Annotated in this window: 21 protein-coding genes; 13 read left to right on the top strand and 8 right to left on the bottom strand. The window is 38.5% G+C overall.

Annotated elements, in window-relative coordinates; translation table 11 throughout:
- Positions 1-15 precede the first annotated feature (15 nt).
- Genes argG through argC form a run of 3 tightly spaced genes read left to right on the top strand, consistent with a single transcriptional unit; the run spans position 16 to position 2,722 of the window.
- Positions 16-1,203 (top strand): argininosuccinate synthase, encoded by a 1,188-nt coding sequence (argG, locus tag GFH32_RS15600; RefSeq protein WP_153512472.1) that lies wholly within the window; start codon positions 16-18, stop codon positions 1,201-1,203.
- Between the two features lies 1 nt (position 1,204).
- Entirely contained in the window at positions 1,205-1,651 is a 447-nt protein-coding gene (locus GFH32_RS15595; protein ID WP_153512471.1) for a GNAT family N-acetyltransferase, read from the top strand.
- A 51-nt stretch (positions 1,652-1,702) separates the two neighbouring features.
- Entirely contained in the window at positions 1,703-2,722 is a 1,020-nt protein-coding gene (gene argC, locus GFH32_RS15590; RefSeq protein ID WP_153513111.1) for an N-acetyl-gamma-glutamyl-phosphate reductase, read from the top strand.
- A gap of 196 nt (positions 2,723-2,918) precedes the next feature.
- On the opposite strand, the gene GFH32_RS15585 is transcribed toward argC, so the two are convergent.
- From GFH32_RS15585 to sucC, 5 genes are all read right to left on the bottom strand, one after another.
- Positions 2,919-3,767 (bottom strand): IS3 family transposase, encoded by an 849-nt coding sequence (locus tag GFH32_RS15585; RefSeq protein ID WP_262884785.1) that lies wholly within the window; start codon positions 3,765-3,767, stop codon positions 2,919-2,921.
- A gap of 14 nt (positions 3,768-3,781) precedes the next feature.
- Positions 3,782-4,210: a helix-turn-helix domain-containing protein gene (locus GFH32_RS18470; RefSeq protein WP_228384109.1), complete on the bottom strand. Its 429-nt coding sequence runs from the start codon at positions 4,208-4,210 to the stop codon at positions 3,782-3,784.
- A 126-nt stretch (positions 4,211-4,336) separates the two neighbouring features.
- Positions 4,337-5,143 (bottom strand): hypothetical protein, encoded by an 807-nt coding sequence (locus GFH32_RS15580; protein WP_228384155.1) that lies wholly within the window; start codon positions 5,141-5,143, stop codon positions 4,337-4,339.
- Positions 5,144-5,218: 75 nt separating this feature from the next.
- Positions 5,219-6,532 (bottom strand): glutamate-1-semialdehyde 2,1-aminomutase, encoded by a 1,314-nt coding sequence (hemL, locus tag GFH32_RS15575; RefSeq protein WP_153512469.1) that lies wholly within the window; start codon positions 6,530-6,532, stop codon positions 5,219-5,221.
- A gap of 202 nt (positions 6,533-6,734) precedes the next feature.
- Entirely contained in the window at positions 6,735-7,934 is a 1,200-nt protein-coding gene (gene sucC, locus GFH32_RS15570; RefSeq protein WP_153512468.1) for an ADP-forming succinate--CoA ligase subunit beta, read from the bottom strand.
- A gap of 136 nt (positions 7,935-8,070) precedes the next feature.
- Between sucC and GFH32_RS15565 the strand changes: the two genes are divergently transcribed.
- The 6 genes from GFH32_RS15565 (at position 8,071) to GFH32_RS15540 (ending at position 13,807) form a co-directional block, all read left to right on the top strand.
- Positions 8,071-8,724 carry an ABC transporter ATP-binding protein gene (locus tag GFH32_RS15565; protein WP_153512467.1) on the top strand — a complete coding sequence of 218 codons (654 nt, stop codon included), beginning with the start codon at positions 8,071-8,073 and terminating at the stop codon, positions 8,722-8,724.
- Between the two features lies 1 nt (position 8,725).
- Entirely contained in the window at positions 8,726-9,193 is a 468-nt protein-coding gene (locus GFH32_RS15560; RefSeq protein WP_153512466.1) for a hypothetical protein, read from the top strand.
- An 8-nt stretch (positions 9,194-9,201) separates the two neighbouring features.
- Positions 9,202-9,756 carry an HAD family hydrolase gene (locus GFH32_RS15555; protein ID WP_153512465.1) on the top strand — a complete coding sequence of 185 codons (555 nt, stop codon included), beginning with the start codon at positions 9,202-9,204 and terminating at the stop codon, positions 9,754-9,756.
- Between the two features lie 3 nt (positions 9,757-9,759).
- Complete coding sequence (locus GFH32_RS15550; protein WP_153512464.1) at positions 9,760-11,235, top strand: S41 family peptidase; 1,476 nt, start codon at positions 9,760-9,762, stop codon at positions 11,233-11,235.
- A 99-nt stretch (positions 11,236-11,334) separates the two neighbouring features.
- The gene (locus GFH32_RS15545) at positions 11,335-12,765 is read left to right on the top strand and encodes a S41 family peptidase (protein WP_153512463.1); all 1,431 of its coding nucleotides are present in this window, start codon (positions 11,335-11,337) and stop codon (positions 12,763-12,765) included.
- A gap of 31 nt (positions 12,766-12,796) precedes the next feature.
- Positions 12,797-13,807, top strand: coding sequence for a LacI family DNA-binding transcriptional regulator (locus GFH32_RS15540; protein WP_153512462.1), 1,011 nt, complete (start codon positions 12,797-12,799; stop codon positions 13,805-13,807).
- 1 nt (position 13,808) lies between these two features.
- Here the strand turns inward: GFH32_RS15540 and GFH32_RS15535 are convergent, their stop codons facing one another.
- On the bottom strand, positions 13,809-14,225 hold the full coding sequence (locus tag GFH32_RS15535; protein ID WP_153512461.1) for an OsmC family protein: 417 nt from the start codon (positions 14,223-14,225) through the stop codon (positions 13,809-13,811).
- Positions 14,226-14,657: 432 nt separating this feature from the next.
- Here GFH32_RS15535 and GFH32_RS15530 point away from each other — a divergent pair, with 432 nt between their 5' ends.
- Complete coding sequence (locus GFH32_RS15530) at positions 14,658-16,070, top strand: Gfo/Idh/MocA family protein (protein ID WP_153512460.1); 1,413 nt, start codon at positions 14,658-14,660, stop codon at positions 16,068-16,070.
- A 217-nt stretch (positions 16,071-16,287) separates the two neighbouring features.
- On the top strand, positions 16,288-17,349 hold the full coding sequence (locus GFH32_RS15525) for a formylglycine-generating enzyme family protein (RefSeq protein ID WP_153512459.1): 1,062 nt from the start codon (positions 16,288-16,290) through the stop codon (positions 17,347-17,349).
- A 228-nt stretch (positions 17,350-17,577) separates the two neighbouring features.
- Here the strand turns inward: GFH32_RS15525 and carB are convergent, their stop codons facing one another.
- On the bottom strand, positions 17,578-20,397 hold the full coding sequence (gene carB / locus GFH32_RS15520) for a carbamoyl-phosphate synthase large subunit (protein ID WP_153512458.1): 2,820 nt from the start codon (positions 20,395-20,397) through the stop codon (positions 17,578-17,580).
- Positions 20,398-20,844: 447 nt separating this feature from the next.
- Between carB and lipA the strand changes: the two genes are divergently transcribed.
- A complete protein-coding gene (lipA, locus tag GFH32_RS15515) occupies positions 20,845-21,726 on the top strand; it encodes a lipoyl synthase (protein WP_153512457.1) in 882 nt (293 codons plus the stop codon).
- Between the two features lie 101 nt (positions 21,727-21,827).
- Positions 21,828-22,745, top strand: a complete 918-nt coding sequence (locus tag GFH32_RS15510) for a hypothetical protein (RefSeq protein ID WP_153512456.1) — start codon at positions 21,828-21,830, stop codon at positions 22,743-22,745.
- A 10-nt stretch (positions 22,746-22,755) separates the two neighbouring features.
- On the opposite strand, the gene GFH32_RS15505 is transcribed toward GFH32_RS15510, so the two are convergent.
- On the bottom strand, positions 22,756-24,402 hold the full coding sequence (locus GFH32_RS15505; protein WP_153512455.1) for an amidohydrolase: 1,647 nt from the start codon (positions 24,400-24,402) through the stop codon (positions 22,756-22,758).
- Positions 24,403-24,456: the final 54 nt, after the last annotated feature.

Here is a 24,456-nt window from a genome sequence, read left to right as displayed (position 1 = left end):
ATTAATCATTATAAGATGAAAAAAGTAGTTTTAGCGTTTAGTGGTGGATTAGATACGTCGTTTTGTTGTATCTATCTTTCTCGTGACTTAGGATTAGAAGTACATTCCGTTATTGTAAATACAGGTGGTTTTTCTAATGAAGAGTTGCAAGCTATTGAAAAAAGAGCGTATGAGTTAGGTGTAAAATCACATACCACTATTGATGAAACTGAAGATTACTACCGCGATACAATTAAGTATTTAATTTTCGGGAATGTGTTGAAAAATGCAACATATCCACTTTCGGTATCTGCAGAGCGCGTTTGTCAAGCAACAGCTATTGCAAATTACTGTAAGAAAATTGGTGCTGAATGTGTGGCACATGGTTCTACAGGTGCAGGAAATGATCAAGTTCGTTTTGATATGATCTTCCAAACCTTAATCCCAGGAATTGAAATCATTACTCCAATTCGTGATCTTCAATTGTCACGCGAGGATGAAATCGAATATTTAAATAAACATGGTGTTGAGTATTCTGCGGAGAAAGCAAAATATTCAATTAATAAAGGTTTATGGGGTACTTCGGTTGGTGGAGTAGAGACATTGACTTCCAACCAATACTTGCCAGAATCGGCATGGCCGACTCCTGTATCTTCTACAGAGCCTCGTCAAATCACAATTGATTTTGAAAATGGAGAGCCTGTTGCTTTAAATGGTGAGAAGATTGGCGCTGTAAAAGTTATCCAAGAGCTACAAGCTATTGCTCAACCTTATGGTATCGGACGTGATATTCACGTTGGAGATACGATTATTGGTATTAAAGGGCGGGTTGGATTCGAAGCAGCGGCATCTGTTATTTTAATAAAAGCGCATCATACACTAGAAAAACATACCCTAACAAAATGGCAGTTGTCTTGGAAAGACCAATTATCGGCTTTCTATGGTAACTATATGCATGAGGGACAAATGCATGATCCAGTAATGCGTGATATGGAAGCATTCTTATCAAGTTCGCAAGCAACGGTTAGCGGTCGTGTATTTGTAGAATTACACCCTTATCGTTTTGTTGTTATTGGTATTGAATCGGAGCATGATTTGATGTCTAACAAATTTGGTAGTTACGGTGAGATGAACAAAGGGTATACTGGAGATGACGTAAAAGGATTCTCAAAAATCTTTGGTAATCAAACAATCATTTGGCATAAAGTTAATAGTAAGGGATAAGGTGATTATTAAAGCGACTCTAAAAGAGCTAGACGACTTAGTTGGCCTGTTTGATGCCTATCGTGTTTTCTACAAAAAAGAGTCTGCTTTAGCATTGGGAAGAGAATTTCTGAAGGCTAGATTGGAGCGGAACGAGTCGCACATATTTATTGCTTATCGAGCTTCCGTCCCGGCAGGTTTCACGCAGCTTTATCCGAAGTATTCTTCTGCAAGATTAGTTCAAAACTGGATTCTAAACGATCTTTATGTTGCCGAAGACTTCCGAAGGTTGGGAATTGGAGAACAGCTCATTGAGGAAGCGATGCAGTTCGCTAAGCAACAGGGTGCTGATTTCGTCCAGCTCGAGACTCAGGTTGAAAATTTAACGGCCCAGGCTCTGTACGATAAAGTGGGATTTGAACTTCAAAAACCAGATCAAGAGTTTTTATTATTTAAGAAATTAACATAAATAGACGGGCACAATAGGATTATTGTGCCCGTTTTAATTGAAGATTATATGATAGGAAAAATAAAAGTTGGGATTGTTGGATCCGCAGGATATACTGGAGGCGAATTATTACGTATTTTAATTTTCCACCCGAACGTGGATATCGTGTTTGCAAATAGTGCATCTAATGCGGGGAATAAATTATCGGATGTTCATAATGATCTTTTCGGGGATACCGATTTGACGTTCTCCTCTGATTTTCATTCCAATATTGATGTTTTATTTTTATGTGTTGGACATGGTGACGCGAAGAAATTTTTAGACGCTAATCCAGTTGATTCCAAGGTCAAGATTATTGATTTATCACAAGATTACCGTTTACGAGCTAACACGGAGTATCAAGGGAATAACTTCGTCTATGGTTTACCTGAACTCAATAGAGAAAAGATTATAGCAGCACAATATATTGCAAACCCTGGATGTTTTGCTACGAATATTCAACTTGCCTTATTACCGCTTGCAAGTCAAGGCTTATTGCCGAGTCAAATACATGTAAACGCAACGACTGGGTCAACAGGAGCGGGGCAGAAGCCATCGGCGACAACGCATTTCTCGTGGCGGAATAACAACCTTTCTGCTTATAAATCTTTTGATCATCAGCATCTTCAAGAAATTTCAGAATCATTAGACCAGTTGCAAAATGGCTTTTTGCCAGCTGGAGAGGGTTCTCTTTTAGCTCGTGCTGCAGAGAAGATTAATTTTATTCCGCAGCGTGGTGATTTTGCTAGAGGTATTTTCTCTGCAATCTATGTTGATTCGGATCTAACTGAAGAGGAAGCCTATGATTTATATGAATCATATTATGCCTCTCATCCGTTTACACATGTGTCGAAGGCTAACATAGATTTGAAACAAGTTGTGAATACCAATAAAAGCATTATTCACCTAGAAAAACATGGTAGTAAGCTTTTGATTTTAAATGCTACCGATAATTTATTAAAAGGAGCATCCGGCCAGGCTGTTCAAAATATGAATTTGATGTTTGGATTGGAAGAGCGCGCTGGTCTAAACTTAAAGTCTGTTGGATTTTAAGTTAGCCTTGGCTATGTTATTTAGTTTAGCGATTAGACCTATCTAAAAGTGAATAATACGAAGAAATTCAAATTTAGGTATGCTTTATACATCGCTGCATAGTATTTGCGCTATACGCCTCGAAACTTCTGGTATTAAATAGCTGACTAGTCCTGAAAAATAGATACAGTTTTTCAGTGATTAAAAATACATAATTTTATGCAGTAGTAGCCGAGAGGTTTCTACTGCTTTTTGTTTTATAAGTTTTGTAATTCATATTTGATTTGAGATGCATTTGATTGGGAGTTAGCATATGATTAGACCAATGTGGTCTGTCATTGTTGTAGATATTGATTGCTTCCTCTACAATTTGCTTCATCAAAGTTAGATCTAAATGATAGGTATCAATCATGAACTCTTGTTTCAGAATACCGTTTATACGTTCAGCAATGGCGTTTTCATAAGGATCAGAGTTTTCTGTCATACTGCACTTAATCTTGTATTTGTTTAGATAATATTGATACTCGTCTGAACAATATTGGATACCTCTGTCGGAATGATGGATTAATGATTCCTTTATTTTTCTTTGTTTTTGAGCCATTTTCAATGCTTTTACAACATGACTTGTACACATTGTGCTTGAGATTTCAAAGCCTACTATCTTCTTAGAATATACATCTGTAATCAAACTTAGATAACAAGGTTTTTCTCGCTTTCCGATGTAAGTGATGTCACTCACCCAAACTTGATTGGGACGATAAATATTCATTTCTTTAATAATATTAGGATATTTTTTAAATCGATGATGTGACATGGTCGTGGTACGATAACTCCGTTTTGGAATAATTAATAAGTGATTGGCTCGTAAAATATCAAAAAACTTGTCTCTGCCAACTTTTAATACCTGTAGCTCTTGGACCAATAAATGATAGAGTTTCCGTGTACCAATTCTTGGCTGAACAGCGCGTAGTTCCTGGACTAAGCTCACAACTTTACTCGCTATATTTTGACTTCTTTTAGTTCGTCTGATTCTTCGATAATACACTTGCCTACTTAACCCGAACAACCCACAAGTAAAACTTAGGCTTTTTTGTTTTTCTTGTCGGAAACAATCGATTGTGCGGGTTTGAAGTTTTTTCTTACGTCTATTTTATATTCTTGTTCGGCAATATCGATCATCATATCAAAGATAATCGCTTTGGAATCAGCAATGTAATTCTGTCGCTCAAGCTGCGCTTTCTGCTTCTCCAACAATTTGATTTTGGCTTCTAATTCTAAAATGCGTTGTTCTGGTGACTTTGCCATACTGGATGGTATTTGATTCTCCCAATCAAAGTTACCATATTTTTTCAACCAGTTACGAATTGTGCTATCTCCTTGGATACCATACTTTCTTTGTGCTTGTGTGCTTGTCAATTCTCCGGATTCAACTTCTCTGACAACATTCAGTTTGAAGCTTAAAGTGTAATCACGCTGCGTACGTTTTACATAATTGGATATTTCTTTCATAACGATTCTTTTTATGTATCGCTATTTCAGGACGAGACAAGCTATCAAATAAAAAAGGAACTCGCATAACGAGTTCCTTTTTTATTTGATAGCTTCCGTTCGAAATACGATAGCTAAATACTATTTCTATTTTTCGAGTAGATTTACTTTTCTCTCAACAGACACATTGTCTCCAGTGATGGCATTTCCATCTTTATCAATCAATGTAAGTTTAACGGTTGCTTCGCCTTTTGGAAGGTTAAGAATTTCGTATGGTGTCCATTGATCTAAAATAAACTCTTGACCGTTTATGTCTGCCTTTACTTTATTTCCATCAGCAGAAAGGGTTGTATTGCTGATAAAGAAGTCTAATAATAACACATTCGTCTCTTCACCCTTGTAGTCGCCTTTAGGACGGCTGTAGAACAATGAAGGTTCTTTTGGTGTAGGTTCTTCCGTTAATTTAGCATCTGCTCCGATTTTGAACTTAAGTAATTTTGAAGCGTCAGCTGTTTTAATTGATTCATGGAAAGAACGTGATAGGAATGACAATAAATAATGTTCTGAGTTTACTGGTACAGTGAACGTATGCTCCGGTTTGTATAAAGCCACGTATGGTTTATTATCCAAAATGAAGTGTATATGCTGCCCGTCATGGGAGTTTGCCATGTGGTGGGAGTGTTCGGTCTGCTCAGTAAGTTTGAAGTTCTGTACGTCGTATTTTACGGTAATTTTAGCAGAGTCGGTTCCTAGTTTCTCAGATGTTATCGATGCTACTTTTAAAGTTGCTCCAGGAAAATCTTTAGCATGCGCAAGTGGACTCACGGCAATGGCACCTACAGAGTCAGCCAAAGCAGTCGAATCTTTTACTTCTCCATCTTTATTTTTGGTGGATTTGTTATCGCAAGATGCAAGAATAGCTGTCGCGGCTAACAATGCAAATACTGTTTTCATAGTTCTCATATTAAATTATTTAGTCGATAAATGTATATTATTATAGAACAAGTATAATCAATAAAAGTTTTTTATTTATTGATAAACAACATCTATTGATTCTTTAATCATTAATAATGTATGTGTTAGGTCTTCCTGCGTGTGTGCTGCTGATATAAAACCTACTTCATAGCCCGAAGGACCGAAGTAGATTCCACGATTCAATAGTTCTCTATGCATTTTCTTGTAGAATTCCATGGACGCAGGATCAATTTGATCAGCGCGCTGAATTTTTTCTTGATCTGTAAATGCAAACCAAAAGATTGAACCGATTGTGAATATTTTGATTTGATAATTGCGCTCGGCAATAAAGCTACGTAGTTCATCGACGAATGCTCCTGTTGTCTGTTCTAGCTTTTCATAGAAACCTTCTTTTGCTAAGATGGATAGCGCAGCAATGCCTGCAGCCATAGCTACTGGATTGCCAGCTAATGTCCCAGCTTGATATACTGCTCCGTCTGGTGAGATACATGACATTAATTCTCTTGAAGCACCATAAGCACCGACTGGCATCCCACCCCCGATAATTTTACCATAGGTTAGGATATCCGGTTGAATATCGTAGTATTTTGAAGCACCTTCGAAACCTAAACGGAAGCCTGTAATTACTTCGTCGAATATTAAAAGGGATCCATTTTGCTTTGTAATTTCGCGTAGGAATTGAATGTAATCTTTGTCTTGAATAAGTAGTCCATTATTCGCTGGAACTCCCTCAATAATTACGGCAGCAATTTGGTCTTTGAAATCTTTGAAGACTTGTTCTAAAGCTTCTTTATCATTCAAAGCAATGACAATTGTTTCGTCTGCAAATGCTTTAGGAACGCCGGCTGAAGAAGTCTCTCCAAAGGTTACTAGTCCAGACCCAGCTTTTACTAATAAAGAATCGGAGTGTCCATGGTAACAGCCTTCAAATTTGACAATCTTATCGCGTTTGGTATAACCTCTTGCTAAGCGAATAGCTGACATAACAGCTTCCGTACCTGAACTTACAAATCGAATTTTCTCAATTTTGCTGTTATTCTTTAAGATTAATTCCGCAAGGTCATTCTCTAACGCTGTCGGTGCTCCGAAGCTTAGGCCCTTTCCCAATTGGTTTTGTACAGCTTCTCGTATTTCTTCGTTGTTGTGTCCTAAGATCAATGGACCCCAAGAACAACAATAGTCAATAAATTCATTTCCATCTGCATCCCATAGACGGGCTTTATCGCCTCGTTCAATAAACAAAGGAGTACCATATACCGATTTAAATGCGCGAACAGGAGAGTTTACGCCTCCAGGGAAATATTGCTTAGCTTTCTCAAATAACTCGGCCGACTTCTCACGTGAAATATCTGAAACAGTTGTTGTCATTGTATTCAATTTTTTGTTAAGTAGACAAATATACTTAAATACTATTTAGTAGTTAAAATATAGATGGATGGTCAGGAAAAAGGAGGAGATTTAAGTTGTTTTTTTACATAAAATAAGAAGGCCACCATATTGGCGGCCTTCTTTAAAACAATGTTAGACAATAAGTCTAAATACTTTGTACTATTAGTTCAGTAAAGGAGGATTATTTTCCTTCTTTTAAAACTTTAGTTACTAATTCAGCTGCTTCTTTTAACAAGATTGCTGAGTATACTTTTAAACCTGATTCATCGATAAGGTCTTTCGCTTCTTTAGCGTTTGTACCTTGTAAACGAACGATGATCGGCACTGGAATATTTCCGATTTCATTGTAAGCATCAATCACACCTTGAGCAACACGGTCACAACGAACGATACCACCGAAGATATTGATTAAGATTGCTTTTACGTTAGGGTCTTTTAAGATAATATTGAAACCAGCTTTCACTGTTTCAGCATTAGCAGTACCACCAACATCTAAGAAGTTTGCAGGTTCACCACCCGCGATTTTGATGATGTCCATAGTTGCCATCGCAAGACCAGCACCATTTACCATACATCCTACGTTTCCATCTAATTTAACGTAGTTTAAGTTTGATTCACCAGCTTCAACTTCTGTAGGATCTTCTTCAGTAACGTCGCGTAATGCAGCGATATCTGCATGACGGTATAAAGCATTCTCATCTAAGTTTACTTTAGCGTCTACTGCTAAGATTTTATCGTCAGAAGTTTTTAATACTGGGTTGATTTCAAACATGGAAGCATCGATAGAATCGTATGCTTTATATAAAGCGGCAACAAATTTCACCATGTCTTTGTGAGCTGCGCCTGATAATCCTAAGTTGAATGCAATTTTACGAGCTTGGAAGCCTTGTAAACCTACTTTAGGATCAATTTCTTCTTTGAAAATTAAATGTGGAGTTTTTTCAGCGACTTCCTCAATGTCCATACCACCTTCTGTTGAGTACATAATGATGTTGCGACCAGTAGCACGGTCTAACAATACAGACACATAGAATTCTTTAGTTTCACTCTCACCAGGGTAGTAAACATCCTGAGCGACTAAAACTTTATTAACTTTTTTACCTTCTGGACCAGTCTGCGGAGTTACTAATTGCATACCGATGATGTCAGTAGAACGTTGTAATACTTCATCTAGGTTTTTAGCTAATTTCACACCACCACCTTTACCACGGCCACCCGCATGGATTTGTGCTTTGACCACAACCCAATCCGAGTTGAATTCTTCTTTCATTCTTTTCGCAGCCTCAACAGCTTGCTCTGGGGTTTCAGCAACAATACCTTCTTGTACTCTTACTCCGAAACTCTTAAGTATTTCTTTTCCTTGATATTCGTGAATGTTCATTGATAAAAAAATTTGATGTAAAAATAGCGTATTTATTCGGAAGGGACAAGATATTATTTTGACAAAATGTCTATTTCTCAAGTAAGTTTACCCTTTACCGAAAGTGAGCTGCTATTTTTTTTACTATTTTCGCATTATGATCTTAAATGCCAATAATATTTTTAAATCATACGGCGATCTTCCTATACTAAAGGGTGTGAGCGTATCGGTTAATAAGGGTGAAATTGTTTCTGTTGTCGGAGCTTCTGGCGCGGGAAAGAGTACCCTTTTACATATCATGGGGACCTTGGATAAACCGGATAAGGGCACTTTAATGATAGAAGGGACAGATGTTTTTGCATTAGGCGAAAAGGGACTCAGTGATTTTAGAAATAAGCATATTGGATTTGTATTTCAATTTCATCATCTCTTGCCAGAATTTACGGCATTAGAGAATGTATGTATTCCAGCTTATATTGCTGGTCTAGATAAAAAACAAGCAGAACAACGCGGAATGGAGCTCTTATCGGTTTTAGGGGTTGCTCATCGCGCCAAGCATAAACCATCAGCCATGTCAGGTGGTGAACAACAGCGAGTATCTGTTGCTCGAGCATTAATTAATGAGCCAACCATTGTTTTAGCCGATGAACCCTCAGGTAATCTCGATTCCGAAAATGCAGCCTCGTTACATCAATTGTTTTTTGATCTTCGCGACAAGATGCAACAGACCTTTGTAATTGTTACTCACAATGAAGAATTAGCGCGCATTTCTGATCGTACCATCCATATGCGTGATGGACTAATTTATTAATATGAAGAAGATCTTAATTACCTACGGAACGCGTCCATTAGCTCAACGCGTTGCAAAGTCGCTTGGCGATAAATTTGAAGTGATGTTTGCTACCTCAGAATCGGTGCCATCTGTATTAATGCAGCAGTATTATGCAATCCCAAATGCTGCGAACCCAACATTTTCCCATGAGTTGCTAAAGCTATGTTTGGATAATCAGATTGACTATCTTCTTCCATTAGGATTTAAAGAACTAGAATCTTTATCTGAAGCAAAGTTGCTTTTCGAAGAGTATGATATATTGTTGATCGGACCTGATGCAGAAGAGTTGAAGCAAATTTTTGTCCTATCAAACCCTAATAAAGATTTGGAATATATGGTAGTTGATCGAGGCGTTAATTTGATCGACGGACAAGCAGTTGAATTAAATGGCTCCGGCCTCATCGTATTTTCGGATGAGGGTGAGGAGTATGCCCTTTGTACAATCTAAATAAGAAAATGAAAATTTCTGAATTCCCAAGAGACAAGAAAGTTTATTTATTTGAACTGGATAATGTTTTATATCCAAAGCAAGATTTCTTGTTACAAGTATATTATCTATTTGCTCAATTTTTAGAATTTACTGAAGCAAGGCCAATATCTGCAGAAATGGTCTCTTTTATGAAAGAAACGTTGGTTGAAAAAGGAGAGGATGCGGTTTTTGATGAGACGCTTACTCAGTTTAATTTGAAAGCGGAATACCGTGAAAACTTTGAACGTTTGCAGGTTAATGGGCATTTACCTTTAAAGCTATTCCTTTTTGATGAGATAAAAACTCTTTTCAAAGAGCTTTCTACAGTTGATGTGCAGATTGCGGTATTAACTAAGGGTAACCCTGCATTACAGTTAAACAAATTGCGTCATATCGACTGGGAAGGTTACGATAGGAAACTGAAAGTTTATTTTGTTGATGAGTTAGCATTCCGAAATATTGAGCCGTTTACTTATATTGCTTCAGAAAACAATGTAAATGTGGAAGATTTACATTTTACGAAAACCAAATTGACTAAATAGAATATGAAAACGAGAATTTTCCTTGCCTTCTGCGTATGTGCTTTTGCATTTACATCCTGTAAGAAAGACAAAAGTCCAGATCCGACGGTTGAAAAAGAAACACTACTTCGCGACTCCACATATTATTATTCCATACTCCTTTCGCTTTGGACAGATCAAATTCCAGAACCGAAGATGAAAAATAATGATGAAATAGATTTGAGAGCGTTTACAGGCAATCTCTCGACAGCTGAGGATGTTTTAAAGAAAGTAAAGACCTATACTACGCTAGACCGCTTTAGTTTTATTGACCGAGCAGGTGTTGTCGGTGAAGAAATCGGCGAAGGGATTCATAAAGAGTTTGGTCTTGTTCCTGACTATTTCTCTCCGGATCAAACTGCTCAAAATGCGAAATTATACATTAAGTTGGTACAGAAGAATTCGCCAGCAGAGGCTGCTGGTATTGTGCGTGGGATGGAAGTCTTAGCGATTGATGGTAATACTAAAATTGATTATATCAGTCAGAGTGAAAAAGATTTTGATTTGGTGAACAAATTATTCGGAGGGCCAGAGAAGATTAGTGTCCAAGTGAAGCATCCAGTTAGTTCTCAGGTAACTACGGTGAGTTTAAGCGCAGGATCATATAATATACAACCGATTTTAGCGAATAAGGTGATTGAGCGATCAGGGAAGAAGATTGGATACTTAGCTTATACTTCATTTGTTGAAGTACTTTCAAAAAGTGGAGTTACGGGTTATCATACGGCACTGAATCAGGCGGTGAAGACATTAGAATCACAAGGAATTAATGAATTGGTAGTTGATTTACGCTATAATGGAGGCGGTTCGACTAATGCTGCTGAGTTATTGATTAATTTATTGGCTCCTACCAACGTTGGAAAGGGTACAATGTATAGCTATAAAATTAATCAGTACCTGAAAGGATGGGGATGGGATGACGAGAATGATCCAGAGGCTCCATTCAAGTCTGTCAAATTTAATAAGACCAATAGTCTTAATTTATCGAAGATCTATTTCATAGTAACGAAGAGCACGGCATCAGCAAGTGAGCTTTTGATGAACTCGCTGAAGCCACATATGCAGGTGGAGATCATCAGTGAGAATAACACCGGTTCTTATGGAAAGCCAGTTGGATTCTTTGGACTTCCTGTAGTTGATGAATATGCTGATTTATATATTACATCATTTCAGACTCTGAATAGCGCTGGCCAGGGTGATTACTTTAATGGCTTAGTTGGCACTAAGAAAAACTCTTATGATGATGTGAGCAAGCAATTGGGTGATCCCACAGAGCGAATGTTTGCTGATGCGATTTATCATATTGTAAATAACAACTACCAATCGGCTTCGGCATCAACAAGAAGAACAAGTTCTGGACAGATTATCAGACCAAAGACTTTCAATATGCCTGTTAAAAGCAATATAGAAATGGGGATGTTTAAGTTTTCACATGACAAGGAAGTTCCACAGATAAAATAATTTATTGGGGTATTAATCTTTTTTGACTAGGAATGGTCTGAATTTTGGTAAGTTTAATTCGTGGATTTTACCAAACTGAGAAACAATAGCATTCCTCGCATGAAAAGATTACTACCCCTATTTGCTTTGCTAATCTTATTTAGCTGCAAAAAAGATATAACAAAAATTACTTCTCCGCCAAAGCCGGAGCCCCCTGTTGCCTCAAGAACAGATGATCAAAAACTGAAAGACAGCGTTTATTACTATTATAAAGAGCAGTCTTATTGGACCGAATCGATAGGGACTTACGATCCCATTTTCTCCTTTACAGATAAATACAATTCTTATGATAATGTGTTGACTGCTTTAATGCAGCAAACGCCTGTACATGCTGGTTACAATGGACCGATTGACCGCTTCTCAAGGATTGAAGATATTAGTTCTGAAAGTTCAAGTCGTGCGAAGCGCGCTGACCTAGCGGATGGCTATGGTATTTATTTAACTTTTGTACGCGTTAATGGTACAGTATACTTATATGCTTACTTTATTGAAGGCGGGTCGCCAGCAGAAAGTAAAGGTATGCGTCGAGGAGATCGGATTATTGAAGTTAATGGCAATACCGACATGAGCGAAAACAATACAGATTTCATTCAGGCCGCACTGGACGGTTCGAAATTGAAATTGAAAGTCTTGCGCGATGCTAAGGAAGTAACAGTACCAGAAATGACTTACACAAGCTACGATATTAATCCGGTAACAAAAGACTCCGTACTAACGGTGAATGGCAAGAAATACGGATACCTAGCTTTATCATCCTTTGAAGAAATGACAGACGATGGCGGAAATAGCACTGCCATGTTGAACGATATCGATCAAGCGTTTTCAAATTTTGAGAACAACAATGTAAGTGAGCTAATTCTTGACTTTCGCGTCAACACAGGCGGATATGTGAGTACAGCCATTTATTTAGCGGATAAAATCATAAACAGTAGCGGAAACAACAAGTTGATGCTATCCTATGATATGAACAAGAATATGCAAAAGTATAAGACGGGTAGGGGAGCGCAATTTGCAGATGTTATGTTTTCGAAGAGAACACAAAATCTAGAAGTCAAAAAAGTCGTTTTCTTGGTCACTGATTATACAGCCTCGGCTGCCGAAATTGTTATTAGTGTGTTGAAACCGTATATGGATGTGAAGCTTGTTGCTGAAAAGTCTGCAACGTACGGGAAGCCGGTTGGCTTTTTCCGTCAGGATATTATGGATAAAATTGGCCTGTGGGCTGCATCTTTTAAAATAATCAACGCCTCTGGCTATTCTGATTATTGGGATGGAATACCTGCAGATATTCGGAATGTCACTGATAATGTAACCCTTGATTTCGGTAATACGAAAGAAAACATGATTGCAGCGGCCCTAAATTATTTGTCTACGGGTTCTTTAACGGCGAGTGCGAGAGTGGCTAGATCATCAACAAACTTGAATTCATCATTCAATACGCCGCTCAAAAGAATTAATAACTTGCGTGAACGGGATTTAATAAAGAATTAAAACTTCGTTATTAAATTATTAACTTTACCCCATGGCAGGAAATAAACCGACCACAATAAAAGAAATCGCACGAAAACTGAAGATCTCACCTTCAACGGTATCAAGAGCGTTAAATGACCATCCTAGTATCGGTTTGGTAACGACTATGCGTGTTAAGAAAATGGCCGAAGAGATGTCTTACGAGCCAAATCAAACCGCTATCTTCTTTAAACAACGTAAAACCTTTACTATTGGGGTAATATTATCCAAATTGTCCGAACCCTTTTTCTCTGAAGCAATTTCTGTCATTGAACACGTCGCAGAGGAGAAGAAATATACTGTTCTTTTAGGACAGTCATTAGATGACGAGCAACGCGAATTAAACATTGTGCAAACCTTTAAGAAGCATCGTGTCGATGGTATCTTAGTCTCTCTAGGGAAAAATACAGGAGATACAGATTTTATGTCTGTGTTAGCAAAGACGGAAATTCCGGTTGTCTTCTTTGACTGTGTGCCAGATTTACCGAATGTGCATAAAGTATATTGTGATCTTTCTTCAGGAATGGAAGAGGCTATCAGTGCTTTCTTCGAACGTGGACATCATAAGATAGCACTTATCAACGGGCCTGAATCTTTATTAGCAAGTAAAGACCGTACGGTTGCTTACAAAGAAGCCTTAGCTAAATACAATATTCCATTCGACAGTAACTACATCGTGAACACGGATTTGACAGAGCAAGGAAATGAGGATGCAATGGAGAAATTATGTTCATTAGCCGACCGACCGTCTGCTGTCGTGTCCTTTAACGACTTCGTAACATTAGATCTTATTCGTTATGCAAAGCTACGCGGTATCGTACTCAATCAAGATATGTATTTTATAAGCTATGCAAACTATCCGCTCTGGAAATATATGGATAATCCTCCGATGGGTAGTATCGAGCAATATCCCGAACAACAAGCGCAACGTGCTGCCGAGATATTATTCGATTGTATAGATAAGAAAGAATACGTAGAGACTCCTCAAGAAGTTGTATTCCCTTCAAAATTAGTATTGAAATAGATTAAGCAATTTGAATACTGTATGTGATATCTACACCTCCTGCGGCTAGCATATCATGTACAGAGCAATACTTTTTAACGGCAAGTTCAGCTGCTTTTTGTGCTTTTACTTCATCAATATTTCCTTTCAACTTGAATGTGATATGAATCTTAGTGAAAATATTAGGAATCTCATCACGTCTTTGTCCCTCGACTTCGACTTGAATATCTTCAATTTCTTGACGTTGTTTTTCTAAAATGCTGGATAAGTCAAATACGCTGCATGAGCCTAATGCAATTAGTACCAATTCCATAGGTCGTACGCCTTTTCCCTCGCCACCAATCGATTCTGGACCGTCTATATTTACTTTCACGCTTGAAGAAGCGGCTGATGCTTCAAAATGTACCGCTTTATTTTTCCGGTTTAATTCTATTTTCATTACTTATATAATTGTCTAATTCAAAAATAGCTATTTTCTGTAGGATTATCTCATGCTTGCCGCGCTATTGACCCTGATTTGACGGAGGAACGAAAATTCTATGCGATCTCAAAAAAACGCAGTATTTCTATCTATTTTCTACTCTAATTTCCTTTATAACAAGATTTTGACAGAAAAGCAATCGGTTGTGTAAATAGGACAAACGTTTGCATTATGAAATCATTTTTGTTTCTTCAAAATTCGTTATATCATTGTATTAGGAGTTACGCATATAACTCCTGAACCAAATTATACCGTTCATTAATTTGATAGTATTTTCAATTTGACTGTTTAGTTTGTTTTAAAATAGGTGATTTATAGGGGGATTTCTATATCCCCCTTTATTATGTAAACCGAAGATTTTGTAACTTAGATCTTATTAAAATATTTACCATGAATAATTCGCGTAGAGATTTCTTGAAGAAGGCTGGATTGTTATCGAGTGTTGCGATCACATTGCCGTCTTTGCAAAACGAAGTATTTGCTTCCCAAAACTTCAATATGTCGGGCTTTGCTGCTCCGAAGATTGATAAAGTTAAGGTGGCAATAATTGGGTTAGGAATGCGTGGTCCCGGAGCTGTGGATCGTATTTCATATATTGAAGGAGCAGAAATTGTTGCGCTATGTGATCGACATGCTGACCGTGTGACTAAAGCACAAACTATCCTTACAAAAAAAGGTCTTAAAGAAGCTAAATCTTATTCGGGCGAAGATGGTTGGAAAACCATGTTGAAAAACGAAGAGTTAGATTTAGTGTATATCTGTACACCATGGCAGTACCATGCGCCAATGGCGATTGAAGCCATGAAATCAGGTGCTCACGCAGCAACAGAAGTGCCAATCGGATTAACGATTTCGGAAATCTGGGAAGTTGTAAAAACTTCAGAGGCTACTAAAAAGCATTGTATGATGTTGGAAAACTGTTGTTATGACTTCTTCGAAATGTTAACACTAAATATGGCTCGTCAGGGTATGTTTGGTGAATTAGTGCATGCTGAAGGAGCGTATATTCACGATTTATTGGACTTAAACTTCAATAAAAATGGATACGACAACATGTGGAGATTGCGTGAAAACATTAAGATGAATGGTAACTTATACCCTACACACGGTATCGGCCCAATTGCTCAATGTTTGAATATCAACTGTGGTGATAAAATGAATCACCTAGTAGCAATGCAATCAAACGATTTTATGATGGGTGATAAGGCTCGTGAATTAGCGGGTAAAGACTCATTCTTCCAAGAGTTTGTTGGTAAACGTTATAGAGGTAACATGGATACTACATTGATCAAGACTGAAAAAGGAAAGACAATGATGATTCAACATGATGTAACTTCTCCGCGTCCTTATTCACGTATTCACTTATTGAGTGGTACGAAAGGATTCGCACAGAAATATCCGAAAGAAGGAATTGCATTTGGACATAGTTATATCAAACCAGAGGAATTGAAAGCACTATATGAAAAATACACACCTGAATTGGTGAAATTCATTGGTGAACAAGCGAAAGAAGTTGGTGGACATGGTGGTATGGACTTTATGATGGACTGGAGAATGATTGACTGTCTACGTAACGGCTTGCCATTAGATCAAACAGTATATGATGGCGCTTCTTGGAGTGCAGTCGTTCCTTTAAGTGTGGATTCAGTTGCTAAGAATAGCAGAACTGTTGATATCCCAGACTTTACTCGTGGTAACTGGAAAACAAATAAACCACATGACATGACTTTAAACGGTGGCGGTAATACTGGTATCCGTGCGAAGGTAGAAACTAAGAAAGATGTTCAATTGAACGTTCAATAGGGTATAAGTTAAACCCATATTTTCAAGAAGGAGCCTCCCGCAATGGAGGCTCTTTTTTTTACTGTCCTGTGAAGAGCATTGTATTTAATGAGGCAACTTATCATACAATGTTAATTCGCAGTAGATGAAATTAAAACTACTAAAATGGTAGACTATTTCTTTGCAATATCAAAAAGCCTCTTATATTTGTAGGAGTAACGTTCAAAATTCAATATACATGCGCTTTCCAGTATCCCTTTTATTTCCGACTTTATTTATCGTTTCTGTCGCTCATGCACAGCAGGCAACTATCGTCGACTCTTCAGCAATGGTTTGTCATGCAGAGGCCGTTCCGTCGAGAGCATCGGCTATCAAACAGGCGATTATTAAGGAAAAAGGGCTTGATACCGTGAAGATGGTGTTAATAGAAGGAGGGAAGTTCAAGATGGGTTCAGGCAAATTCCAAGATGCAAGTCCTATACATGAAGTTAGCTTGAATTCTTACTATATGGATGAGCATGAAGTTACCAACGCGCAGTATGCCGTATTTGTAGAAGCAACAGGATACGTTACTGTGGCAGAACGACCGCTTGATCCAAAAGACTTTCCTGGCGTCGATCCTAAAGTCCTTGTGGCCGGATCTGCGGTATTTAAAGCTCCAAATCAAGTGCAGGGAATGCAGAATCATTTACAATGGTGGGATTATATTCCGGGAGCAAATTGGAGGCATCCTGAAGGCCCAGAGAGTACTATTGAAGGTAAAGAGAATCATCCAGTCACTCAACTTGCCTACGAAGACGCTGAAGCTTATGCAAAGTGGGCGGGTAAGCGTTTGCCTACCGAAGCAGAATGGGAGTATGCGGCAAAGGAAGGTCGACATACGGATGAAACGTATTACTGGGGTAATGACAAGACACCGCATGGGGAATGGATGGCAAACATCTTTCAAGGAGCTTTCCCAACCCACAACAGCAAAGAGGATGGGTTTGAAACCACCGCTCCTGTAAAGTCTTTTCCAGTCAACAGATATGGCTTATTTGATATGGAGGGTAATGTGTGGGAATGGTGTTCAGATTTTTACCGTCCGGATTATTATCAGAATAGCCCAACAGATAACCCCAAGGGACCTGCAGACTCTTTTGATCCACAAGAACCTGGAGCTGTAAAACGTGTTCAACGAGGGGGCTCATTTTTATGCAATGATCAATATTGCGAACGGTATAAAGCAGGAAGTAGAGGAAAGGGAGAAGTTAACTCACCAACTAATAATGTCGGGTTTAGGTGTGTTAAGGATATTTAGGAATATTTTTTAAATCTAAATACAAGAACTCGCAAGTCGAGTTTTTTTTATGGCTTGTTAGTTTCATTTCAGATAAACTCAAACATCCATCTTCAAAATTGGTACAACTATTTGGTGTCACACCGCAAGGTTGAGCGGCTCAATTTACTAGCATTCAGCCTTAACGAAAAAAACCTGCATTTCTGCAGGTTTTTTCTCTAATAATATAATGTCTCCGAACTTGTATCCCTATTGGGCATTCAAGAACATTGATTTTTGGCTATATAGCTCTCTGAAGTGAGGATCATTAAGATCTTTGATGAATCGGATTGCTTCACCTGTTGATTTCATTTCAGGGCCTAATTGCTTATCTACTTCTGGGAACTTCGAGAACGAGAACACAGGCTCTTTAATCGCGTATCCTTTTAACTTACGAACAATAGTGAAGTCTTTCAACTTGTTTGCTCCAAGCATAACTTTTGTAGCGATATTAATATAAGGCACATCGTATGCTTTAGCGATGAAAGGAACAGTCCGTGATGCACGAGGATTGGCTTCGATTACAAACACATTCTCGTCTTTAATCGCAAATTGAATGTTTAATAAACCTCTTACGTTCAAAGCTTTCGCTAATTTAATCGAATATTCTTCCATTTTTTGTTGTACCGCCTCAGAAAGACTGAATGGAGGAAGTACTGCAGACGAGTCACCCGAGTGAATACCTGCAGGTTCGATATGTTCCATCATACCGATAATGTGCACATCTTCACCGTCGCTTATTGAATCTGATTCTGCTTCCTCAGCTCTATCTAAGAAATGGTCAATTAAGATATGGTTACCAGGAAGGTTCTTCAATAGGTTTACCACAGCTTTTTCTAAATCCTCATCGTTGATAACGATACTCATGCCTTGACCTCCTAGTACGTATGAAGGACGAACAAGTACAGGGTAACCGACTTCTTTAGCAACAACTAATGCCTCTTCAGCTGAAGTCGCTACACCATATTTAGGGTAAGGAATGTCTAAATCTTTCAATAAGTCTGAGAAACGACCGCGATCTTCTGCTAAGTCCATGTTCTCAAAAGAAGTACCGATGATTTTAACACCCAATGCTTCTAAGCGTTCCGCCATTTTTAATGCAGTCTGTCCACCTAATTGAACGATAACACCCTCAGGTTTTTCTAATTCAATGATTTCGCGAACATGTTCCCAAAATACAGGCTCGAAATATAACTTATCTGCCATGTTAAAGTCGGTAGAAACAGTTTCAGGGTTACAGTTAACCATGATTGCTTCGTATCCACATTCTTTTGCAGCTAATAAACCATGTACACAAGAATAATCGAATTCGATACCTTGACCGATGCGGTTAGGACCCGAACCTAAAACGATGATTTTCTTACGATCAGAAGCTATAGATTCATTTTCTTCTTCGAAAGTTGAATAATAGTATGGTGTATGTGCAGGGAATTCCGCAGCACAAGTATCAACCATCTTATACACGCGGTTAATACCTAATTCTTTACGACGGGCATATACTTCGTCTTCGGTTACATTGGATAATAACCAAGCGATTTGATAGTCAGAATAACCTTTTTGTTTCAAGGTCATAAAGAAGTCGCGAGGGATATTATTCAATTGATAACGGCGTAATTCATTTTCAAGGTAAACTAATTCTTGAATTTGAACTAGGAACCATTTGTCGATTAATGTTGCTTTACGGATGGATTCCAATGGAACTCCCAATTCGAAAGCGTCTTTAATATGGAAAAGACGATCTGCACTTGGATGCTCCAAGCTATGCATAATCTCTTCTAAGTTTCTAGATTGGCGACCATCTGCACCTAAGCCGGCGCGTCCAGTTTCTAATGATTGTGCGGCCTTTTGAAGCGCTTCGATAAAGGTACGACCGATAGACATAACCTCACCAACAGCTTTCATTTGTAAGCCTAGTTCTTTATTAGCGCCTTTGAATTTGTCAAAGTTAAAACGAGGAACTTTAACAATTACATAATCCAACGTCGGCTCAAAATATGCGGAAGTTGTTTTTGTAATTTGATTCTGAAGCTCATCTAAGTTGTAACCGATTGCTAATTTGGCTGCAATCTTTGCGATAGGATAACCTGTTGCTTTTGATGCAAGTGCTGATGAACGCGATACACGAGGGTTGATCTCAATTGCAATGATTTCTTCATTTTCTGGATTTACAGAAAACTGAACGTTACAACCACCTGCAAATGTACCGATCGAGCGCATCATCTTAATTGCTTGATTACGCATGTCTTGGTAACATTTGTCAGATAACGTCATGCCCGGTGCTACAGTGATTGAGTCACCTGTGTGGATACCCATAGGGTCAAAGTTCTCGATGGTACAGATGATAATCACGTTATCATTTGTGTCACGTAATAACTCTAACTCAAATTCTTTCCAGCCTAAAACGGCTTGCTCAACCAATACTTCGTGTGTTGGAGAAGCATGTAATCCACGATTTAAAGCGGCATCAAATTCTTCTTTCTTATGAACGAAACCACCTCCGGTTCCTGCTAATGTGTAAGAAGGACGAATAACCAATGGGAAACCAATGATTTGAGCAGCTTCTTTACCTTCTAAGAAAGAGTTCGCTATTTTTGAAGTAGCGACACCTACGCCAATGTCAACCATTAATTGACGGAATTCCTCGCGGTTTTCTGTCTTTTCAATAGCAGCAACGTCAACTCCGATAACTTTCACATTATATTTTTCCCATAGACCACGATTTGAAGCTTCAATACAAAGGTTCAAAGCGGTCTGTCCACCCATCGTTGGAAGAACAGCGTCGATTTGATTTTCTTGTAAAATTTGCTCAATGCTTTCGCAAGTTAATGGAAGTAGATAAACATGATCAGCTACAACGTTATCAGTCATAATCGTTGCAGGATTTGAGTTGATGATGGAAACTGAAATACCCTCTTCTTTTAAAGATAAGGCTGCTTGAGATCCTGAATAATCAAATTCACAAGCTTGACCGATGACAATTGGTCCAGATCCAATGATTAATACCGAATTAATGGAGGTGTTTCTAGGCATTATTATTTATTTCAATTGTTAAATACACAAACTGTTGCCGACAAAACAGACAAGAAAATGTCTGATAAAAAGAGGGAATTCCGACTGCTTTGTCGGAGTGCAAAGTTACATTTTTTATTTTAATAATGAATGAATAAATGTAGAGAATTTTACAATTTATCGACTGCTGACTTCGACAAGGCTTCACTTCGGTTTTTTCAATGATTCTTTGTATCAACACTAAATTGCTCCTCAATTGAAAGCTTATCAAACTCCTATCAAACCCGATATGGAGCGCTCGAATAAGGGAGTTGAATTGGGTTTGAAAGGGATGTGAAAGGGATCTAAAGTGTACCAGCTCCTTGTTTTTTTTTAGAAGGGAATGCGCATGGATCGATGGGTATACAAAATGATATTATCTAAACAAAGTTGTTTAAGGAATAAATTAAATATGTTTACCTTTGTACTATGATTGAACTTCCGGTTATTCCAGCAAACCAAACCCAACGTAAGCCAGATTGGTTGCGTGTTAAGTTACCTGTGGGTAAAGAATATCGCCATGTTAGGGGCCTGGTTGACGAGCATAAATTACATACGATTTGCGAGAGTGGTAACTGTCCGAACATGGGTGAATGTTGGGGAGCGGGAACTGCTACGTTTATGATTCTAGGAAATATCTGTACACGTTCGTGTTCGTTTTGTGCGGTTTCTACTGGACGCCCATTAGCGGTTGATCTAGATGAGCCGAATCGTGTTGCGAACTCCGTGAAATTGATGCAAGTTAAGCACTGTGTCATCACTTCGGTCGATCGTGATGATTTGAAAGATGGAGGTTCAACAATTTGGGCAGAAACAATTTTAGCAATTCGCAAAGAAAGTCCAGAAACTACATTGGAAACTTTAATTCCAGATTTTAAGGGACAGTGGGATAATTTAGACCGTGTGATTGCTGTTCGTCCGGAAGTGGTTTCGCATAATATTGAAACGGTTCGCCGATTGACTAGAGAAGTTCGTATTCAAGCGAAGTATGATCGCTCATTGGAGTGTTTGCGTAGAATTTCTGCTGCTGGTCTAAGAACAAAGTCTGGTATTATGCTAGGTTTTGGGGAGACCGAAGAAGATGTGGTGGAGACTATGCAGGATTTATACGATGCTGGCGTACACATTTTGACAATTGGTCAGTATTTGCAGCCGACTAAAGCGCATCACCCTGTTGTGGAATGGATTACTCCACAAACATTCGAGAGATATAAAGAAATTGGATTAAAGATGGGATTCAAATATGTTGAATCAGGACCGTTGGTTCGTTCATCTTACCATGCAGAGAAACATTTGTTTGATATGCAATAGCATAAAGAAAAGCCTTAGCGAAAGTTAAGGCTTTCTTGTTTTTATAAACTTGCATAGCTTGCCGAAGTTTTCTTATTTTAGGATAACCAATCCGACACATTATGAAACACTCTTTTTGGAAGCATGTTTTCTTACCTTTTATACTTTTAAGCTTTTCTATTCTTTTTGCCTTGGGTTTATTTTATGCAGTCTTCGCGCGAAGTGGAAATGCAAATTGGCCGTTTTGGGCAATGTGGCTAGTTCCACTCTTGTTCACGATCATCGGAATTTGGTTTCTCTGCGATCGGTTATTTAAATCACAATATTTAGGTAGTCCCTGGTTTAATTTTATTACCCCGGCTGTGTTCTGTTTATTTCTATCGTTAGGAATGATCTCGGTGTTTATGTTTATACCGCTGAGTAAAAGTATTCGGTATAATTTAGCAAAGGTGACGCGGCTTGAGTCGGTGAACAATATAAAACCCTATCAATCTATTGATTTCTTAGAACTCGATGACTGGCATGTCGATAGGATGCGGGTGATGCCTTTTTCTTATTTTGAATTTGCAGGAGGCTCGCGTATAGGCCAAGTCGAGTTAAATACACTTTTTGTTGTTCCCTTATTCTCGAAGAAAGATCCCTATCTGACAACGGCAAAGGCATGGATGGGCTTTAAGTATACGGACTATGTTTCTTTAATGGATGTAATTCGCGGAAACGAAGAAGACGCTGAAGAGCACTTACGTCGTTCTTATAGCCATTTTCAAAAGCGTGATATCGGTGACTTCGCCTACTTGGAGGCTCTTCCAAAGAATAAAGTTAGAGGGATGTTTCAACAGCTAGCGGCTGCGCATACTTTTTATACAAGTGCCTACGATAATGTTTTTATAGGGCAAGAGGTAGAACGGGATGTCCTATCGATGTATTACTTGAAATTTAGTGTTTTTCTATATTTAATTGTAGCATTGCCCATAGCGTTAATTGCCAGTGGAATACTTCTTTGGATACACAAAAGGAACGAACCATTAACCAAACTGTAAATACTGATTATTATTTCCTTTTGAATACGGATTCTCCGGCTACGAAAGTTTGTAGGGTTTTTATGTTGCGTAGTTTTTCGGGTGCAACCTGCATAATGTCTTCATCGAGCAATACGAAATCAGCATCTTTACCTTTTTCAATGCTTCCTCTCTTCTTTTCTTGAAAACAAGCATACGCTGCCCATATCGTCATGCCGCGAAGTGCTTGCTCTCGCGTTATTGCATTTTCAATTTGAAACCCGCCTTTTGGGAAATTGTTTTTATCAACACGCGCTACAGCTGCGTGGAAACCATACATAGGATTGTAATGTTCCACGGGGAAATCACTTCCTAAAGCTAGTAGGCCATACTGTTCTAGTAAATCTCGATAAGCATATGCACCCTTCATTCGATCGTGCCCTAGGCGGTCTTCTGCCCAATACATGTCAGAGGTTGCATGGGTAGGTTGAACAGATGGTATTATTGCAAATTGTTTAAATTTCTTGAAATCCTCGGGAGCAATAATTTGCGCATGTTCTATGCGCCATCTTCTGTCTTTTCCCTGCTTTAGATATTTTCCATAGGTATCTAAGATGAGGCGATTGGCAGAGTCGCCGATCGCATGCGTATTAACTTGAAAGTTGCTGTTGGCTAACTCTTTTATCAGTTTATCAAACTCCTCAGGACTCTGTAATAGAAATCCATTGGTCGGAGCATCATGATAGGGATGCAATAAACAAGCCCCACGGGAGCCTAAGGCACCATCGGCCATAAGCTTGAATGAACGAACTGTCAAACGTTCTGATTCGAATGTACCTGACCGTAAATAGTTTTTCACGCTCTTCGGATTAGCTGCAACCATGGCATAATTGCGAATCTGAAGCGAGTCTGCATTGTAAAAGACTTTTAAATAATCGATTTGTTGTTCTGTTAGGCCAGCGTCGACGATAGATGTTAGACCAACAGAAAAAAGGGAGTCTTGTGTACGTTGTAGCATTTTGACAAGAACATCTTTATGTTCTAAAGGGATATGTTCACTCACGAGTTTCATCGCGTTGTCAACTAATATACCGTCCAGTTTACCCTCTTCATTAGAAGATATAAGTCCGCCATCAACCATAAAAACACTATCAATCGATGCAGCAGCTAGCGCTTTACTGTTTACGAGGGCCGCGTGATAGTCAACACGAGATAGAAATATTGGGATTTCGGGGAAATATTTGTCTAGGGAATCCTTGGTTGGGAATTTTTTGTCGGGCCAAAGATTTTGATCCCAACCATTGCCAACAATCCATTTTTTTTCTGGATTTGCTGCAATGTATTTTCTAAGTCGATCAAGGAGGTCATCGTAAGATGCTGTTCCTAATAAATTTACTTCATCCATAGCATCTGCCAATAGAAAGAAGTGCCCATGAGAGTCGTAGAAGCCAGGGTAAATAAATTTACCTTGCGCGTCAATCTTCTCTTTTGCTGTGTATTTGTTTAATAAATCTTGAGAATTTCCACGATCGATGAATACACCGTTGTTAATAGCGATCGCTTCAACGGTTCGAAAAGAGGAGTCAACCGTATATACCTTCGCATTGTACACGATTAAGTCAATCTGTTGATTTGTCGTACACGAAAAAAAGGATAAAGTGCTTAGTAGAATCCAAATATAAAGGCCTGCCTTTCTCATAACTCTTGGTTGATGGTTAAAAGTACAAAGAAAAGTCTGTAAGAAGAAAAAGCT

Source organism: Sphingobacteruim zhuxiongii (genome assembly GCF_009557615.1).
Classification (GTDB): Bacteria; Bacteroidota; Bacteroidia; order Sphingobacteriales; family Sphingobacteriaceae; genus Sphingobacterium; species Sphingobacterium zhuxiongii.
The sequence above is the reverse complement of the archived record's forward strand: the minus strand, read 5'-3'. Positions and strand labels throughout refer to the sequence as shown.

Coding starts and splice junctions, on each gene's coding strand:
- GFH32_RS15555 (WP_153512465.1), top strand. CDS start 9,202: ATGAAAATTTCTGAATTCCCAAGAGACAAGAAAGTTTATTTATTTGAA.
- GFH32_RS15540 (WP_153512462.1), top strand. CDS start 12,797: ATGGCAGGAAATAAACCGACCACAATAAAAGAAATCGCACGAAAACTG.
- GFH32_RS15550 (WP_153512464.1), top strand. CDS start 9,760: ATGAAAACGAGAATTTTCCTTGCCTTCTGCGTATGTGCTTTTGCATTT.
- carB (WP_153512458.1), bottom strand. CDS start 20,397: ATGCCTAGAAACACCTCCATTAATTCGGTATTAATCATTGGATCTGGA.
- GFH32_RS15530 (WP_153512460.1), top strand. CDS start 14,658: ATGAATAATTCGCGTAGAGATTTCTTGAAGAAGGCTGGATTGTTATCG.
- GFH32_RS15505 (WP_153512455.1), bottom strand. CDS start 24,402: ATGAGAAAGGCAGGCCTTTATATTTGGATTCTACTAAGCACTTTATCC.
- lipA (WP_153512457.1), top strand. CDS start 20,845: ATGATTGAACTTCCGGTTATTCCAGCAAACCAAACCCAACGTAAGCCA.
- GFH32_RS15510 (WP_153512456.1), top strand. CDS start 21,828: ATGAAACACTCTTTTTGGAAGCATGTTTTCTTACCTTTTATACTTTTA.
- GFH32_RS15560 (WP_153512466.1), top strand. CDS start 8,726: ATGAAGAAGATCTTAATTACCTACGGAACGCGTCCATTAGCTCAACGC.
- GFH32_RS15565 (WP_153512467.1), top strand. CDS start 8,071: ATGATCTTAAATGCCAATAATATTTTTAAATCATACGGCGATCTTCCT.
- GFH32_RS18470 (WP_228384109.1), bottom strand. CDS start 4,210: ATGAAAGAAATATCCAATTATGTAAAACGTACGCAGCGTGATTACACT.
- hemL (WP_153512469.1), bottom strand. CDS start 6,532: ATGACAACAACTGTTTCAGATATTTCACGTGAGAAGTCGGCCGAGTTA.
- argG (WP_153512472.1), top strand. CDS start 16: ATGAAAAAAGTAGTTTTAGCGTTTAGTGGTGGATTAGATACGTCGTTT.
- GFH32_RS15545 (WP_153512463.1), top strand. CDS start 11,335: ATGAAAAGATTACTACCCCTATTTGCTTTGCTAATCTTATTTAGCTGC.
- sucC (WP_153512468.1), bottom strand. CDS start 7,934: ATGAACATTCACGAATATCAAGGAAAAGAAATACTTAAGAGTTTCGGA.
- GFH32_RS15525 (WP_153512459.1), top strand. CDS start 16,288: ATGCGCTTTCCAGTATCCCTTTTATTTCCGACTTTATTTATCGTTTCT.
- GFH32_RS15580 (WP_228384155.1), bottom strand. CDS start 5,143: ATGAAAACAGTATTTGCATTGTTAGCCGCGACAGCTATTCTTGCATCT.
- GFH32_RS15535 (WP_153512461.1), bottom strand. CDS start 14,225: ATGAAAATAGAATTAAACCGGAAAAATAAAGCGGTACATTTTGAAGCA.